This is a genomic window from Arthrobacter sp. Y3223151 (assembly GCF_059091125.1).
In genome coordinates, this window is the sequence record NZ_JBNHGI010000002.1 from 416,669 (window position 1) to 433,670 (window position 17,002).

The following is a 17,002-nucleotide window of genomic DNA, read 5'->3' on the forward strand; positions in this document are numbered from 1 at the left end:
TTGCGCCAGGGGTGAGCGTCAGCGACGTGCGTCAGCAGTCTGCGTCAGCAGTCTGCGTCGGCAGTCTGCGTCAGCGGCGTGCCTCATTGGCGTGCGTCAGCAGCTCGCCTGTGCACGATGGTGCCGGCAGCGTTGCGTCCCACCAGCGTCGTCCCGCCGTCCAGCGAGCCTGAATGCTCGCCCCTAGACTGTCCGATGCAGCAGATAGCGTGTGGATATGGAGGGCGAGGGCGACGAGCTTCGATTCCCGGTTCCGGGACAGGGACTGGTGATGGACCTTGGGGTGCCCTCGCGTCCGGACAGTTCCCTGCTGGAAGCGCTGCTGCAGCACGTGGTGGCAGAAGCGCTGCTCCGGCGGTATGGCATCGGGCCTGATCGCGCCGGGCTCTTTCCGGCTGCCGCTGACCCTGATACATCTGATCCCAGCTCGGCCAGCGGGGTAGGCCTGCCCGTAGTGCCGGAGGACGCGGGCGGTGAGCCTGTGGTGCCCGAGGGCGGGGTGGGGGTGCCTGCCGTGCTGGCCGGTTTGTTGGCGGTGGTGGAGCCGACGGAACTGGATGACGTGCAGACCATGGATTATCTTTTGGCTGCGGCGCGGGTGGAGGCGTGGGTGCAGTCCTGCCGGGTCAAGGCGTTGGACCGCTTCGCCCGGCTGCGTCCCGGGATGGGCGGGGACCGCGACCCGGAAGGCTTTTCCCGCTTCGCGCGCCAGGAGATCTCGGCGCATCTGTGCACCGGTGACGCCGCGGCGCGGGCCATGCTGGCCGACGCCCGGCAGATCTGCACGCACCTGCCGGGCACTCTCGAGGCGATGGGCCGCAGCGACCTGGACTTGTCGCGCGCGAAGGCGCTGGCCCGCGGCTGCGCGGACCTGCCGGCCGAATGCCTGCAGGATTTCGAGGCCGCGGTGCTGCCCGGCGCCGGGGACGTCACACTGGATACCGTCCGGTCCCGGGCCCGGCGGATGCGGGACCGGCTACACCCGGAATCCCTGGCCCAACGGCACCGGCGGGCGAACGAGTCCCGCGACGTGCAACTGACCGACCAGGACGACGGGATGGCCGAACTGTGGATCCGGACCAGCGCGGACAAGGCGCACCTGGTCTTCGACCGGATCCAAGCCACAGCTAGCTCCCTCCAAGGCCCGGACGAGGCCAGGGCCCTGCCCCAACTCCGCGCCGACGTGTTCTCTGACCTCATACTGGCCGGCCGCACCTGCCCGGCCGCCGCGGCGGATACTACGACGGCGAACGACACCGTACCGGCGGCGCCGGCCGTGGCACCGGTAACCGCCGGCAGCGGCAGCGGCCGCTTCGTTGGAGGCGTGTCCGGGGACGGGACTGTCGTTCCAGAGCCGACGACCGCGGGCGATGGGGGCGCCCAGGCCACACCCAGCGGCGGTAACTGTGGTGGTGCGGGGCCGGGGATGCTGGTCACGGTGCCCCTGGCCACGCTGCTGGGATTGAGCGAGGAGCCCGGGGACTTGGCCGGGCACGGCCGGATCCCGGCAGGCATGGGACGGGAACTGGCGCAGCTGGCCAAGTCCTGGTTGCCGGTGCTCACCGACGACCACGGCCAGGCAATCGCGGCCGCCCGGAAACTGCGGACTCCGCCCGAATGGCTCAAACGCCTGGTCCGGGTCCGGGACCGGCACTGCCGCTTCCCCGGCTGCCGCCGCGCCGCCAGATACTGCGAAATCGACCACATCCAAGGGTGGGACGACGGCGGGCCAACCCTGCCGGAAAACCTGCAGTGCCTGTGCAGCGCCCACCACGCGTCGAAGACCGCCGGGCACATCCAAGCCGAGGCCGGCCCACACGGTCAGATCACATGGACCACGCGCACCGGCCACCGCAAGACCACCCACCCGGACGAGGGCTGGGACACCCTCCTGCCCCGTCCAAAGGACACGGAAGCGCCAGCCAACGGAGAAAACGAAGAGAACACCGACGGCGCCCCAGATGCAGCCGGAGACAACGCCCGCGGCGCCGCAGATGCAGCCAGAGACACCGACGGCGCCGCACCCGCCGCGGGAGACGCCGCCGCCTGCGACATCAGCGACCGCGGTGACCAAGCACCACCAAAACGATCGCTGGGCGGCATCGAACTGCCCGACGACAACACCGACCCCAACGCGCCACCCCCATTCTGAGCTTCCCGCGGCACGAGCAGAAGATGTCGGGGCGCCTGCGGAGAATGCCGTAACCTCAGCAGAGAATGCGGGGTGCGTGGGGCGCCTGCGGTCTCGGAATCTCTTAGCCGCGCCGGTCCGGCACGCCGTAGGTGATGGTTAGTTTCCGGGCCGCAGAGCGGTCGAAGCGCAGACGCATGTGGTGGGCACGCCAGGCCCACACGATCCCGATCGCGGCTGCGGCCACGCCGGACAGCGCGGCCACCCCCAGCCCCCAGCGCGGGCCAAAGCTGTTGGCCACCAAACCGACCAGAGGCGCACCGATCGGGGTCCCACCCATCAGGATGGCCATGTACAAAGACATGACGCGCCCGCGCATCATGGGAGCGGTCGTGGTCTGCACATACGCATTGGCGCTGGTCATGATCGTGATGGCGGCAGCGCCGACCGGCACGAGCGCCAGCCCGAACAGCCAAACCGTGGGGGCCAACCCTGCCACCGTGCAGGCGATGCCGAAGGCCACCGACGCGCCGAAGATATAGCGCAGCCGGGGGCGGTCCCGCCGTGCGCTAAGCAGCGAACCGGTGACCGAACCCGCGGCCATGACCGAGGAGAGCAAACCGAAATCGCCGGCATGCCCGCCGAACTCCGTGCGCGCCATGGAGGCGACAAAGACGGAAAAGTTCAGGCCGAAGGTACCGATGATAAAGATGGCAGCGAGCACGACCACCAGGTCGGGCCGCTGCTTCACATACCGGAAGCCTTCGAGGATCTGCCCGCGTCCCTTGGCGGCCTTCTCCCGCAGGTGAAGCTCCTGCCGTCGGATGGCGAGCAGCGCCGCGATCATTGCCGCGAAGGTGGCGGTGTTGATCAAAAATACCGGTCCGGGACCGATGGCGACGGTGAGCACACCGGCAATGGCCGGCCCGACCATCCTGGCCAGGTTGAAGGACGTGCTGTTCAGCGCCACCGCGTTGGGCAGGTAATCGTCGCGCACCACGTCCGAGACGAACGTCTGCCGTGCCGGCGCATCCACCGCTGTCACCATGCCGAGTGCCAGGGCAAAGGCGTAGACGTGCCACAACTGGGCGACGTCGGCGATCACCATCAATCCCAACGCCAAGCCCAGCACGGCCATCGAAATCTGGGTGGCCATCAGCAGCTTTTGCCGGTCAAAGCGGTCGGCAACCAGCCCGGCCCAGGGGGCCAGGACCAGTTGTGGCCCCATCTGCAGAGCCATGACGATGCCCATGGCAGCGGCGTCCTGCTCGGTCAGGATGTCGTAGACCAGCCAGTCCTGCGCCGTGCGCTGCATCCATGTGCCGATATTGGAGACCAAGGCCCCAATGAACCAGATCCGGTAGTTGAACAACCTCAGTGAACGAAACACGCTTTACCGCCCTTTCCGGCTGCATACCTGCCTCGTCGATGGGTCGCGTCAGGACGTAGTTTCGGCGCCGTCCTCGGTCGCGGTGACGTCGAAGGCCTCGGTCGCGGTGACGTCGGAGGCCTCGGCGCCGGTGACGTCGGAGGCCTCGGTCGCGGTGCCGTCGGAGGCCTCGGCGCCGTAGCCGTCGGTTACGTCCTCCGTGACCGGGCGCAGGTCCTCGGCTGCGGGCACGCCGTCCGCGGCTACATCGGAATCGTCTGCCTCGGTCCGATCCGTCGCTGCCACATCATCGCCAGCAGCTGCCTCGGCGCCGTCCGCGGCTTCCTCGGTGCGATCCGTCGCCGTCGCATCGTCGGCGGCAGCAGGCTCGGAGCGTTCCGCCGCCTCCGCTACTTCGTTCGCGGCAGCAGGCTCGGAGCGTTCCGCCTTCTCTGCCCCATCGTTTGCAGCAGCGGCCTCGGAGCGTTCCGCCGCTTCTGCTTCCGCCGCAGCCGCGGCTTCTTCGGGCCGAACCCGATCGGCCCAGGGCACCCACTCGGGGGCCAGCAGCGACTTCTCGGAGGGAAGCAGGCCCACTTCGCAAACAGTTGCTTCCTTGCCCCGCGGCACCCGGGCCAGCGTGGCGAACCACTGCCAGCCCGCGTAGCCCGCCAATTGGGCCTCGAACCGGTGGGTGACCAGACGGTCGCCGTCGGCAAAGGTGCCGACGTGTGCGCCGATCTGCTCGGACGGCGCGATCTCCAGCACGCCGTCACGCGCACGGTCCACCGCGGCGGCCAACACAGGGTCCAATTTGGGAGCGCGTCTGGCGGGACGACGCCGGGGCGCCGCCTCGGCCTGCGGCTCGTCGGCGACGGCTTGCCCCGCGTCAACCGTTTCAGCGCCGGCGTCGGTCATGTTTTCAGTCATCGAGGCCGCTCTACGCGTCCAGGTCGTCGGCTACGCGGCGGAGCACCGCGGCAACCTTCGACGCGTGGGAGCGCTCCGGGTAGCGGCCCCTGCGCAGGCCGTTGGAGATTTCGTCCAGCAGCTTGATCAGGTCTTCGGTGATCACGGCCATGTCCTCGGCCGGCTTCCGCGTCGCCCGGACCACCGAGGGAGCGGCGTCGAGGATGCGCGCCGAGAGCGCGGAGGGGCCGCGCCGGCCATCGGCTATGCCGAATTCCATCCGGGTGCCTGGCTTGACGTCTTTGACGCCGGCCGGCAGCGCCGAGGCGTGCAGGAACACTTCCTGTCCGTCCTCGCTGGCCAGGAATCCAAACCCTTTATCCGTGTCAAACCACTTGACTTTGCCGATGGGCACTTTGCTTACCTCGTTCTGCTTCATGATGCAGCGGTACCGCACGCTGCTGCGTTCTTACCATGGGCCCCGCCGGTAGCACAGCGGTCGCACACGCGACCGCGCCGAATCGGGGAAAGTCTGTCTCTAGGTTATCGCGTTCCGCTGACCGCCGAGCCCGTTGCCCGCCGCTTTCCGCTCGTGGCGTGAGCGCCGGGAATGAGGCTCCGGAATGGCGGCTGTAATCTGGTGTCATGCCCGCAACCGTCCCCGCCCACAATGCGTCCCGCCCCGCCGAGTCCGGTGTTTTGCACCGAGTGCTGGTCCTTGCCGCCGTCGTCGCGCTGTTGGCCGGTTTGGGCAGCCTGGGCGTGATTTTGGCCGGCGCCATGGCCGGAACCGAGGTGTGGGCCGGCTTTCTGGGACTGACTTGGTTCTGCTTTCCCATCGCCTTCGTGCTGATGGTGCTGCTGGTGGCCGGCAGCGTCCGCCGCCGCCGACGCAGCTAGCGGCGTAGCCACCCCTGCCCCACGACGGGCTGGTCCCCGCCGCTCCCGGCCGCCAAGACCTTCGCGGCCGGGCACCGTAGGCCGCAAGACCACCCCGTCCCTACACCGCTGGGCCGCAGCGGCGCGGGGTAACGTTAATCCGGTGTCCTCCATCCGCGCCCTGGCCGGCCAGTTGGCCGCCCGCAGCGACGCCGAGCTGCGGCAGCTGTTCGGCGCCCGTCCGGATCTCTGCCTGCCGGCCGTGCCGGACTTTTCTGCACTGGCTGCGCGCGCGTGCACGCGGATCAGCCTGCAGCGGGTGCTGGAACAGCTGTCCCGGCCCGAGCTGGACGTACTCGAAGCGGTAGTGCTCAGCACCGACGTGGATGCCGGACGCGCCGCCGACGCCCGCTCCCTGCGGCCGTTGCTCCTGCCGCCCGACGGCACCGCGTGGCTTCACGAACTGGGCTCCTGCCTGGCGCGGCTGCATGGACTCGCCCTGCTGCTGCTCGCCGAACCGCCCTCCCACGACGACGGCGGTGCCGCCCCTCCTTCCCCGGCTTACCTACCGGTGGCGAGCCTGGCCGAAGCACTCGGACCGTACCCGTCAGGCCTCGGCCGCAGCTACGCAGCCCTGGCCTCAGCCAGCCCCGCGGCCGCCGACCATATGATCCGGACGGCGCGGCTGCTGCGGGAGGCCGGTCATGCCCTCCCCGCCGACGTTGCCGAGCCGGACCCGGACGAAGGCTCCGGCGCCCCGTCCCCCGGCGTCCGGGCAGCCGCCGCCCTCGAGAGCTGGCTCGCCGACCCGCGGACCTGGCCGGCACTGATGGCCCAGGCACCGGAGCATACGGAGGAGCTGCTCGGGAAGTTCCGCCGCTCCCCGCTCGGGGCGCTGCCGCACCCGCTCGCCGATACCGGCCCGCGAGACACTACCTCGCCCATCGACTGGCTGGCCTCCCACGCGCTGCTGGTGCCCATCGACGCATCGCACGTGGAACTCCCCCGGCCAGTGGGCCTGGCGGTGCGCGGCGGCGCCGTGGCTGACCCTTGGCACACGCGGCCGCCGGAGGTTGCAGCCCGGCAGGTCCGGAATTCGCTGCGTGACAACGCGGCCTTCTCCGCCGCGGCCGAGACGCTGCGCCTGGTGGCCGAACTGTTGGAACAGATACGCCGGGGCCCGGTGGCCACGCTGCGGGCCGGCGGCGTGGGTGTCCGCGAAGTCCGGCGGCTGGCCGAGGCGTTGCGGATCGAACCGGGAATGACCAGCTGGCTGCTGGAGCTGTCCGCCGCCGCCGGCCTGGTCGTCCTGGACGTAGACACCTCCCGCTGGGTGGTCCCTGCGGGTGCCGCGTTCGGCTCCCTCGAGCGCCGGGACCAATGGCAGCTGCTGGTCGCGTCCTGGCTACAGCTGGACCGGGCGCCGTCATTGGTGGGCGGGCGGACCCCGTCGGACACCGCCATCAATGCGCTGGCAGCCGAGGCATCGCGGCCCGACGCACCGGCAGTCCGGCGCCACGTGCTCGAGGCACTGGACGAACTCTGCGGTGCGGCCGATTCCGCCGGCGGCCAAGCGGGGCACGGCACAGCGGAGCAGGGCGGACTGGCCGACAGCACGCCGGCGCCCACGCCGGAAGCGATTACCGCCTACCTCGTCTGGCGACGGCCCCGGCAGCAGCGCCGGTTCAAGCGCCTGGTTCCGGGCATCCTGACCGAGGCCGCGCGGCTGGGTCTCACCGGCTCCGGTGCGCTGACCGATCTGGGGCGGGCCACAGCGCAGGACCGGCTGGCCGACGCCGCCGCGCTGCTGGCGGAGCAGCTGCCGGCACCGCTGGACCAATTCATGCTGCAGGCGGACCTGACGGCCGTTGCTCCCGGGTATCTGGCCCCGGATATCGCCGCCGAGCTGTCCCTGCTGTCGAACGCGGAAGGCCAGGGCCCGGCGGCCATCTACCGGTTCTCGGCCGACAGCATCCGGCGCGCCCTGGACGCCGGCCGGGATGCGGCCGGGATCCTCGGCTTCCTGACCCGGCATTCGGCCACCGGCGTGCCGCAGCCGCTGGAGTACCTGGTGGAGGACACCGCCTCCCGGCACGGTGCGCTGCGGGTGGGATCGGCCGCGGGTTTCCTGCGCAGCGACGACGAAGATGCCCTGACGGACCTCCTCGCCGACCCGCGCACGGCCCGCCTGGGCCTGCGCCGGCTGGCCCCTACGGTGCTGGTGTCGCGGGCCAGTTCCCGCGACCTACTCGCCTCCCTGCGCCAGCTCGGTTATGCGCCGGCTCCGGAGGCCGACGACGGCGTGGCCCTGGGCGGCGGGGCCGGCACCGGCGGCGGCAGGGCAGGCACCGGCGGCGGCAGCACTTCCGCTGACAGCACCCCGGCCGATGGTGCCGCGGCGGCGCAGGCCGGCCGCGCGCCGTCGTCGTTCCCGGTCAGGACGAACCCCTGGGAACTCAGCGCCGAAGACACCGATGCCCAGCTGGCGATGCTGCGGAGCAGCGGCGTTCCCGCCCGCCCGGCCGCCGAGGCCGGGCCGTTGCTGGCGCTGGAAACGCTGCGCACCGCGGTCCGGTTGAAACAGAAGGTGCGGATCGGCATCGTGGACCCGGACGGCAACCACCGGCGCCAGGTGATGCTCCCGCTGTCCGTCAGCGGCGGGCGGGTGCGCGTCTTCGACCCCGACCGTGACAGCGAGCGCACCGTCTCCATCCACCGCGTGATGGACATTGAACTAGTGGAGGGCAGCTGAATGGCCAACGGACCCCTGATCGTGCAAAGCGACAAGACCATCCTGCTGGAAGTGGACCACGAACAGGCCACCGAGGCCCGGCACGCCATCGCCGCGTTCGCCGAACTGGAGCGCGCACCGGAGCACATGCATTCCTACCGGATCACTCCGCTGGGACTGTGGAACGCCCGCGCCGCCGGGCTGGACGCCGAACAGGTGCTGGACACGCTGCTGAACTACTCCCGCTTCCCGGTGCCGCACGCGTTGCTCGTGGACATCGAGGACACCATGTCCCGGTACGGGCGGCTGCGGCTGGAGAAGGACCCGCAGCATGGCCTCGTGCTGCGCACCACCGACTACCCGGTGCTCGAAGAGGTCATCCACGCCAAGAAGATCCAGCCGCTGCTGGGTCCGCGGATCGATGCCGAGACCACCGTGGTGCACTCCTCCCAGCGCGGCCAGCTCAAGCAACTGCTGCTCAAGCTGGGCTGGCCCGCGGAGGACCTGGCCGGCTACGTCGACGGCACGCCGCATCCGATCGCGCTGGCCGAATCCGCGGAACCCGGGGGCTGGCAGTTGCGGCCGTACCAGCGCCTGGCCGTGGAGAATTTCTGGGCTGGCGGTTCCGGCGTCGTCGTCCTGCCCTGCGGGGCCGGCAAGACGCTGGTCGGCGCGGCCGCGATGGCCACCAGCTCCACCACCACCCTGGTGCTGGTGACCAACACCGTCTCCGCGCGGCAGTGGAAGGACGAACTGGTCCGCCGGACCTCCCTGACCGCCGAGGAGGTGGGCGAATACTCCGGCTCGGTCAAGGAGGTCCGGCCGGTCACCATCGCCACCTACCAGGTGCTGACCATGCGCCGCGGCGGGCTGTACCCGCACCTGGAGCTCCTGAATGCCAACGACTGGGGTCTGATCATCTACGACGAGGTGCACCTGCTCCCGGCCCCGATGTTCCGGATGACCGCTGACCTGCAGGCGCGGCGGCGGCTGGGGCTGACCGCGACGCTGGTGCGCGAGGACGGCCGCGAGGGCGAGGTGTTCTCGCTGATCGGCCCGAAGCGCTACGACGCGCCGTGGAAGGACATCGAGGCGCAGGGCTACATCGCCCCCGCGGACTGCGTCGAAGTGCGGGTGGACCTGCCGCGGGACGAGCGGGTGGCCTACGCCATGGCCGACGACGGCGACAAGTACCGGCTGTGCGCAACATCCCCGACCAAGACCCCGGTGGTCGATGCCCTGGTGCGGGCGCACCGGGGCGAGCAGCTGCTGGTGATCGGACAGTACATCGACCAACTGGACGAGATTGCCGCACACCTGGACGCGCCCGTGATCAAGGGCGAGACCTCGGTGAAGGAACGGCAGCGGCTATTTGACGCGTTCCGCCGCGGCGAACTGCAGACGCTGGTCGTCTCTAAGGTCGCCAACTTCTCCATCGACCTGCCCGAAGCCACCGTGGCCATCCAGGTGTCCGGCTCGTTCGGCTCGCGGCAGGAAGAAGCCCAGCGCCTGGGCCGGCTCCTGCGCCCGAAGTCGGACGGCCGGGCTGCCCGGTTCTACACGGTGGTGGCGCGGGACACACTGGACCAGGACTTCGCGGCCAAACGCCAGCGCTTCCTGGCCGAGCAGGGCTACGCCTACACCATCAAGGACGCCAACGACGTGCTGCAGCCGTAGGCCGGTCCGGAGCTGCCGCCGTAGGCCGGTCCGGACCGGCCGCCGGCCTCAGCGCAGGCCGCCGTTTCGGTACAGCTGCATGAAGGCCTCTTCGCGGACCTCCTCCAGCCGCTGGTAATCAACCGCCCAGCGGCGCCGGTCCATCCGGCGACGGGCAAGGCTTCGGCGTGTGGTGCCCGCCGCCGCGCTCAGCGCCCTCGCCGTGTCGCGGAGCAACTGCCGGAGGTCCAAGCGTCGGGAACCGTCGAACTCCTCAACCGCCTCGTAAATATCCGTTGCTTTGGATTCGCGGGCCAATACTGCTGACTGCATGATTTCCCTTTCGGCTTGTGCCGGACTTTCGCCGACGAATCAAGAATCCGTCGCCGACAGGTGTGGCGGCATCGGGCAAACGACCCATTTGCCCCGGCCGGGCATGGGGCATCCGGGCCGCCCTGCACGCGCAGCATTCATTCAGCAAACTCCCAGAAACCGGGAGCACACTGAAAGGGTGAAAAAGCCTGAGCCCGAAGCCAAACTGCTGGTCGTCGACGACGAGCCGAACATCCGGGAACTGCTGTCCACCTCGCTGCGGTTCGCAGGATTCGAGGTAGTGGCTGCGGCCAACGGCCGCGAGGCCCTGGACGCCGCCGAAGAGCATGCACCGGATCTGGCCGTGCTGGACGTGATGCTGCCAGACATGGACGGGTTCACCGTCACCCGCAAGCTGCGGGCCTCCGGCCGGCATTTCCCGGTGGTCTTCCTCACCGCCCGCGACGAAACCGAAGACAAGGTCACCGGCCTGACGGTCGGCGGCGACGACTACGTGACCAAGCCGTTCAGCCTGGACGAAGTGGTGGCCCGGATCCGCGCCGTGCTCCGCCGCACCCGGCCGCTGCTGGAAGACGACGCGATCATCCAGGTGGATGACCTGGAGCTCGACGACGACGCGCACGAGGTGCGCCGGGGCGGCGACGTCATCGACCTCTCCCCCACGGAGTTCAAGCTGCTGCGCTACCTGATGCTGAACCCCAACCGCGTGCTCTCCAAGGCGCAGATCCTCGACCATGTCTGGGAGTACGACTTCAACGGCGACGCCTCCATCGTCGAGTCCTACATTTCCTACCTGCGCCGGAAGATCGACACGAATCCGGATACTCCGCCGCTGATCCAGACCAAGCGCGGGGTTGGGTACCTCCTGCGCACGGCCGACCGCCGCTGATCCATGCTGGATCGATGGAAGTCAGCATCCCTGCGGTCCCAGCTGGTGCTGATCATGGGCGTGCTCATGGTCGCCACCCTGACCCTGACCTCGGCGCTGATCCTGACCCTGCTTCACGACACGCTGGTAAGGCAGCTGGACAACGACCTGACCAAGAACCGCCAGTCCATCTCGTCCTTCCTGGTCCGTGAGGCGACGGCCCCCACCGGGATGTCCTACCCGTCGACGAGGTACTACGGTGCCTTGTTCACCCGCGGCGGCGAGCTCACGATCGACACCAACCCAACGGGTGACCGCCCGGACCTGCGGGACATCACTCCCGACAGGGCCCAGGCACTCCAAGGCCGGGGTTTCCACGTTCCCGGCACCGATCGGGACAGCCAGGGCTGGCGGGTGTGGGTCACGCCCCTCCAGAACGACTCCGGCTCCGTCGCGGTGGCGGTGAGCTACAACGAGGTGAACAGCACCTTCGACGAAGTCGCGGCCAGCACGCTCCTCATCGCCGTCTCGGCCACGGTGGCCGCCATCGGCATCGTGTGGCTGGTCGTCACCCGATCCTTCCGGCCCTTGGCCAGGGTGGAGAAAACGGCAGCGGCCATCGCCGCGGGGGACCTCTCCCGGCGCGTCGACGTGCTGAACCCGGCGACCGAAGTGGGCCGGCTGTCCAGTTCGCTGAACGCCATGCTCGCGCACATCGAAACCGCCTTCGCGTCCCGGACCGCGTCTGAGCAGCGCATGCGGCGCTTCGTCCAGGATGCCTCGCACGAGCTGCGCACCCCGCTGGTCACCATCCGCGGTTTCTCCGAGCTTTACCGGCACGGCGCGCTGCAGACGCCCGACGACGTCGGTGCGGCCATGGGCCGGATCGAGAGTGAAGCCAAGCGCATGGGCCAGCTCGTGGAAGACCTGCTGACCCTGGCACGGGTGGATGAACAGCGTCCGCTCGAAACCAGGCCGTTGGATCTCCTCATGCTCGGCAACGATGCTGCTTTGGACGCACGGGCCAGCGCCCCCAACCGTGCCATTACGGTCGTGGGGCTCGACGGCGGGGCGCCGCGGCCCGCGCCGATCGTGGGCGACGAGGCCCGGCTGCGCCAGGTTGTCGCCAACTTGGTCACGAACGCCCTGCGCTACACACCCGACGGCTCACCGCTGGAGATCGCCGTCGGCGTCCAGCCGGCGAGCGACGACCGCTTGAATTCTGTTCTGGAGATCCGCGACCACGGCCCGGGCATCTCCGAGGACGAGGCCGCACGGGTGTTCGAACGTTTTTACCGGGCGGACACCTCCCGCGATCGCGAAACCGGCGGCACTGGGCTGGGCCTGGCCATCGTCGCGGCCCTGGTGGCCCAGCATGACGGCAGCGTCAGGTTGACGGATACCCCGGGCGGCGGGGCAACCATGTCCATCCGGATCCCGTATCAGCCGCCGGCGGACGAGGACGGCGCCTTCCACCTCGGGTGACCGCAGCGCCCGTCCCGCAGGGGTTTTCCACATCCGTCGGCTTGGGTCTCGCGGCGTCTTCCGCGGCTGCCTAGCCTGAACCGTGTCGGACAGATTCATCCACGAGCGGAGGACACCATGGCCGTATTCCAGGTAGACAGCGAGGCTCTTGCCGCCAAGAGCATGGCCGTGCAGGGCACCATCGGACGGCTGCAGGCGGAGGTGAACACCATGCAATCCGGGCTGCGCGAATTGGAGTCGCTGTGGACCGGTTCGGCGGCGACGAACTTCCAGCAGCTGATCACGGACTGGCGGGCCACCCAGCTGAAGGTGGAGGAATCGCTGGCCAGCATCAACGCGGCGTTGTCCCACGCCTCCCAGCAGTACTCGCAGGCCGAGGAGGCCAACGCCCGGATGTTCCTGGCCTGACCGTTGTCCGGCCGGGTGCGGGTGCGCGGCGGCAGGGGGCAGTCCGGCAGGGTGCGGGTGCGCGGCGGCAGGGGGCAGTCCGGCAGGGTGCCGGGTGTGCGCGTGCGGGTCCGGTCGGGTGTACCGCGGCCGCCCCGCGGCCGGCCGTTCAGTCCTGCTCGGGTGTGCCCTGGTGGAAGCGCAGCCGCCAGCGCCCGCCCTCGCGCAGCCAGAGCGAACTGCGCAGGGCGGAACCGTCGCGGCGGACGCTGCGGTAGGTCAGCAGGATGCTGTCTTCCTCCAGCCGTTCGACGGCGAAGACCTCCAGCGAGGCGTCCAGCTCGAGGCTTTCCTGGAGTTCGCTGATCATGGCGTCCCGCGTCCACATCCGGCCTGCTTCGCCAATCTCGGCGAAGTCGGGGTGCAGCAGCACGGCCAGGCGCCCGTAGTCAGCCCGGACGGCGGGGCTGAGCAGCTCCCTCTCGAGCCGCACCACCAGCTCTTCCGCGGCGTCCCCGACAGCGGCCGGGTCGGCGAAGTCTTCCAGCTCGGAAAAAAGATCGGGTTCCGGCACGACTGCGGCCGCCGGCCGGGCAGACGGGGTGTTTCCCGGACGGGCGGCGGCAGCCGGGTTGTTTCCCGAGCGGGCGGCGGCAGCCTGCGCCGATCCGAGTACGGCGCTGCCGGAGGTTCCCGGTCCGCCGGGAAAGCCCGGGCCGGCCGGTGCGCCGGTGCCGTTCTGGAAGGCGAGGGCCACCGCTCGGGCCCGTTCGTCGGCGGCTTCGTTCAGCCTGTGTCCGGCGTGGCCCTTTACCCACTCGAACTCGTAGCTGCGGCCCTTGATCGCGGCGTCGATGTCTTTGAGCAGGTCGACGTTCAGCACCGGCTTGCCGTCGGCCTTCTTCCAGCCCCGCCGTTTCCAGCCCGGCATCCATTTGGTCACGCAGTTGATCACGTACTGGCTGTCGCACAACACGCGCAGGTGTTCCTGTGGCAGGTGCGCCGTGGCCCGGAACAGGTCCAGCACGGCCATCAGCTCGCCCTGGTTGTTGGTGCCGTGCGGCCAGCCCCCGGCAGCCCACGCCGTGTCGTCGATGTACCAGGCCCAGCCCGCGGGTCCGGGGTTGCCGAGCGCGGAGCCGTCGGCGGCAGCAGTAATAGTCATGATCTCCATCTTTTCAGATCCGGCCACCGTTCCTGCCCGCGCTGCGGCGGGGCGCGGGGCAGACATTCCTGGCCCTAGGCTGGGCACGTGGCAATACTCATCGATCCTCCGCTCTGGCCCGCGCACGGCACCCACTTTTCCCACCTGGTCTCCGACACGTCGCTGGCCGAACTCCACCGCTTCGCCGCGGCCGCCGGTATCCGCGAGCGGGCCTTCGACCGGGACCATTACGATGTGCCGGCCAGCCGCTACGCCGAGCTGGTCAGGCTGGGCGCCGTCGAAGTCAGCGCCGGTGACCTGACCCGCCGGCTGCAGGCGAGCGGGTTGCGGGTACCGGCCCGTCAGCGCCCGGAGAGACTGCGCAGGGTACTGCTCCGCCGGTGGAACGAGCTGCTGCCCGGGCAGGAGGACCTCGGCCGCGACCTGCTGGACCGTTGGGGAGAACCCCACCGCCACTACCACGGCCCCGGCCACCTGCTGGCTGTCCTGGAGGCGCTGGAACAGCTCACTCCCCCGGCCGGGTCTCCGGCCGGGTCCGCTCCCCGGCCACGGGCAGTATGGTTGGCGGCCTGGTTCCACGACGCCGTCTACAACGGCCGGCCCGGCGTCGACGAACAGGAATCGGCTGATCTCGCGGCTGCCTGGCTGCCGGCCGCGGGCTGCAGCGGCGAGGAGACGGCCGAAGTCGTCCGGCTGGTCCTGCTCACGGCCACCCATTCGCCCGGCCCGCACGATGGACCCGGTGCCCTGCTGTGCGACGCCGACCTGTCCGTCCTCGGCGGAACGCCGGCGGAGTACCGCAGCTATGTCCGGGACGTCCGCAAAGACTATGCGCACGTGCCCGACGCCGACTTCGCCGCCGGGCGCACCGCCGTCGTCCGCGGTCTGCTGGCGCTGGATCCGCTCTACCGGACCCCGTCCGCCCGGGAGAAGTGGCTGGAGCGTGCCCGGCACAACCTCTCCGCCGAGCTGGAAGCCTGGCACGAGAGGCCCGACTGGCTCGCTCCGGAAAGGGGTTAAAGGCCGCGAGGCGCGGCTCCCATGATGGGAACCGCGCCTCGCTGAAACCGTGGCCTGCTGTCAGGCCGAGGTGGTGGCGGGGAAGCTTAGAAGCCGCCCATGCCGCCCATCTCGTCGCCGCCCGGCATGGCCGGAGCGGCCTTCTCCGGCTTGTCGGCAACAACGGCTTCGGTGGTCAGGAACAGGCCGGCGATGGAGGCCGCGTTCTGCAGGGCAGAGCGGGTCACCTTGACCGGATCGTTCACGCCCGCAGCCAGCAGGTCCTCGTAGACACCGGTGGCGGCGTTCAGGCCGTGGCCGTCGGCCAGGCCGCGGACCTTGTCGGCCACGACGCCCGGCTCCAGGCCGGCGTTGAGGGCGATCTGCTTCAGCGGAGCGTCGATGGCAACCTTGACGATGTTGGCGCCGGTTGCTTCGTCGCCTTCGAGGTTGAGGTTGGCGAACGCCTTGGCGCCAGCCTGGATCAGGGCCACGCCGCCACCGGCGACGATGCCTTCCTCAACGGCAGCCTTCGCGTTGCGGACAGCGTCCTCGATGCGGTGCTTGCGCTCCTTGAGCTCGACCTCGGTTGCGGCACCGGCCTTGATGACTGCCACGCCGCCGGCCAGCTTGGCCAGGCGCTCCTGCAGCTTCTCGCGGTCGTAGTCGGAATCGGAGTTCTCGATCTCAGCACGGATCTGGTTGACGCGCCCGGCGATGGCGTCGGCTTCGCCGGCACCTTCGACGATGGTGGTCTCGTCCTTGGTGACAACCACCTTGCGGGCCTGGCCCAGCAGGTCCAGGGTGGCGTTCTCCAGCTTGAGGCCGACCTCTTCGGCGATGACCTGGCCGCCGGTCAGGATGGCGATGTCGGCCAGCATGGCCTTGCGGCGGTCGCCGAAGCCCGGAGCCTTGACGGCCACGGACTTGAAGGTGCCGCGCATCTTGTTCACGATCAGGGTGGCCAGGGCCTCGGCCTCGACGTCCTCAGCGATGATCAGCAGCGGCTTGCCGGACTGCATGACCTTCTCCAGGATGCCAACCAGGTCCTTCACGTTGGAGATCTTGGAGTTGACGATCAGGATGTACGGATCCTCGAGGACCGTTTCCTGGCGCTCTGCGTCGGTGACGAAGTAGGCGGACAGGTAGCCCTTGTCGAAGCGCATGCCTTCGGTGAGCTCAAGCTCCAGGCCGAAGGTGTTGGACTCCTCGACCGTGACGACGCCTTCCTTGCCCACCTTGTCCAGGGCCTCGGCGATCAGCTCGCCGATCTGCGGATCTCCGGCGGAGATCGACGCGGTGGCGGCAATCTGTTCCTTGGTCTCGATTTCCTTGGCGGAAGCGATGAGCTCGGCGGTGACGGCGTCAACAGCCTTCTCGATGCCGCGCTTCAGGCTCAGCGGGTCGGCGCCGGCAGCAACGTTGCGCAGGCCTTCCTTGACCAGGGCCTGGGCCAGGACGGTGGCGGTGGTGGTGCCGTCACCGGCGACGTCGTCGGTCTTCTTGGCGACTTCCTTGACCAGCTCGGCGCCGATCTTCTCGTACGGGTCGTCCAGCTCGATCTCCTTGGCGATGGAAACACCATCGTTGGTGATCGTGGGGGCGCCCCACTTCTTCTCGAGCACGACGTTGCGGCCACGCGGGCCGAGGGTTACCTTAACGGCGTCAGCGAGGGTGTTGAGCCCGCGCTCGAGGCCGCGGCGGGCCTCTTCGTCAAATGCAATGATCTTTGCCATAGCGGCTTACGTCCCTTCTGGACAGTAGACACTGGACGCAGCTTTTGACGGCTGCTGGCCACCTGCGGTGCCCGCGACGGACGGCTCACGACGACGGCGAATTCGGTACGCCGCGCCGCTCACCTCACCGAGGTGGCGGGTTTCACTCCCTACGGGCTTTCTTAGCAGTCAGCCCGCGAGAGTGCTAACTCAATAATTAGCACTCGCAGGTGTCGAGTGCAAGCTGTTGGGCCTGCCGGATGACACGCTTCCCCGGCTGAGATCCCCCTGAGCGCCCCCGGGCCAACAATCAGGGTGGACCCCCATGGAAACGGCAGGCCCCCCGCGCGTAGATTGGCAGGCAAGACAGCGCAC

14 protein-coding genes are annotated in these 17,002 nt (G+C 69.5%); 8 read left to right on the forward strand and 6 right to left on the reverse strand.

The window, feature by feature from the left end:
- Positions 1–217: 217 nt before the first annotated feature.
- Positions 218–2,152 carry an HNH endonuclease signature motif containing protein gene (locus tag AC5RUP_RS05715; protein WP_494158361.1) on the forward strand — a complete coding sequence of 645 codons (1,935 nt, stop codon included), beginning with the start codon at positions 218–220 and terminating at the stop codon, positions 2,150–2,152.
- 103 nt (positions 2,153–2,255) lie between these two features.
- Here the strand turns inward: AC5RUP_RS05715 and AC5RUP_RS05720 are convergent, their stop codons facing one another.
- From AC5RUP_RS05720 to AC5RUP_RS05730, 3 genes are read right to left on the reverse strand one after another with little or no spacing between them, the layout of a single operon-like run.
- A complete protein-coding gene (locus AC5RUP_RS05720) occupies positions 2,256–3,521 on the reverse strand; it encodes an MFS transporter (protein ID WP_494154685.1) in 1,266 nt (421 codons plus the stop codon).
- Between the two features lie 48 nt (positions 3,522–3,569).
- Positions 3,570–4,430 carry a DUF3027 domain-containing protein gene (locus AC5RUP_RS05725; protein WP_494154684.1) on the reverse strand — a complete coding sequence of 287 codons (861 nt, stop codon included), beginning with the start codon at positions 4,428–4,430 and terminating at the stop codon, positions 3,570–3,572.
- 10 nt (positions 4,431–4,440) lie between these two features.
- Positions 4,441–4,824, reverse strand: coding sequence for a cold-shock protein (locus AC5RUP_RS05730; RefSeq protein ID WP_493979440.1), 384 nt, complete (start codon positions 4,822–4,824; stop codon positions 4,441–4,443).
- A 230-nt stretch (positions 4,825–5,054) separates the two neighbouring features.
- On the opposite strand from AC5RUP_RS05730, the gene AC5RUP_RS05735 reads away from it, so the two are divergent.
- The 3 genes from AC5RUP_RS05735 (at position 5,055) to AC5RUP_RS05745 (ending at position 9,696) form a co-directional block, all read left to right on the forward strand.
- Positions 5,055–5,309 (forward strand): hypothetical protein, encoded by a 255-nt coding sequence (locus tag AC5RUP_RS05735; protein WP_494154683.1) that lies wholly within the window; start codon positions 5,055–5,057, stop codon positions 5,307–5,309.
- Positions 5,310–5,451: 142 nt separating this feature from the next.
- On the forward strand, positions 5,452–8,040 hold the full coding sequence (locus AC5RUP_RS05740) for a helicase-associated domain-containing protein (protein WP_494158362.1): 2,589 nt from the start codon (positions 5,452–5,454) through the stop codon (positions 8,038–8,040).
- Positions 8,041–9,696, forward strand: coding sequence for a DNA repair helicase XPB (locus tag AC5RUP_RS05745; protein WP_494154600.1), 1,656 nt, complete (start codon positions 8,041–8,043; stop codon positions 9,694–9,696). It begins immediately after the preceding gene.
- Positions 9,697–9,744: 48 nt separating this feature from the next.
- Here the strand turns inward: AC5RUP_RS05745 and AC5RUP_RS05750 are convergent, their stop codons facing one another.
- Positions 9,745–10,008, reverse strand: coding sequence for a hypothetical protein (locus tag AC5RUP_RS05750; protein WP_494069365.1), 264 nt, complete (start codon positions 10,006–10,008; stop codon positions 9,745–9,747).
- Positions 10,009–10,186: 178 nt separating this feature from the next.
- Between AC5RUP_RS05750 and AC5RUP_RS05755 the strand changes: the two genes are divergently transcribed.
- The 3 genes from AC5RUP_RS05755 to AC5RUP_RS05765 all read left to right on the forward strand — a co-directional run bounded on the left by AC5RUP_RS05755 (position 10,187) and on the right by AC5RUP_RS05765 (position 12,769).
- Entirely contained in the window at positions 10,187–10,897 is a 711-nt protein-coding gene (locus AC5RUP_RS05755) for a response regulator transcription factor (protein WP_494069364.1), read from the forward strand.
- Positions 10,898–10,900: 3 nt separating this feature from the next.
- The gene (locus AC5RUP_RS05760; protein ID WP_494154601.1) at positions 10,901–12,361 is read left to right on the forward strand and encodes a sensor histidine kinase; all 1,461 of its coding nucleotides are present in this window, start codon (positions 10,901–10,903) and stop codon (positions 12,359–12,361) included.
- 117 nt (positions 12,362–12,478) lie between these two features.
- Positions 12,479–12,769, forward strand: a complete 291-nt coding sequence (locus AC5RUP_RS05765; protein WP_493987611.1) for a WXG100 family type VII secretion target — start codon at positions 12,479–12,481, stop codon at positions 12,767–12,769.
- 148 nt (positions 12,770–12,917) lie between these two features.
- On the opposite strand, the gene AC5RUP_RS05770 is transcribed toward AC5RUP_RS05765, so the two are convergent.
- The gene (locus tag AC5RUP_RS05770; protein WP_494154200.1) at positions 12,918–13,913 is read right to left on the reverse strand and encodes an RNase H family protein; all 996 of its coding nucleotides are present in this window, start codon (positions 13,911–13,913) and stop codon (positions 12,918–12,920) included.
- 87 nt (positions 13,914–14,000) lie between these two features.
- On the opposite strand from AC5RUP_RS05770, the gene AC5RUP_RS05775 reads away from it, so the two are divergent.
- Positions 14,001–14,933, forward strand: coding sequence for a DUF4031 domain-containing protein (locus AC5RUP_RS05775; RefSeq protein WP_494154199.1), 933 nt, complete (start codon positions 14,001–14,003; stop codon positions 14,931–14,933).
- Between the two features lie 86 nt (positions 14,934–15,019).
- Here the strand turns inward: AC5RUP_RS05775 and groL are convergent, their stop codons facing one another.
- Positions 15,020–16,648, reverse strand: coding sequence for a chaperonin GroEL (groL, locus tag AC5RUP_RS05780; RefSeq protein ID WP_494014691.1), 1,629 nt, complete (start codon positions 16,646–16,648; stop codon positions 15,020–15,022).
- Between the last annotated feature and the right edge of the window lie 354 nt (positions 16,649–17,002).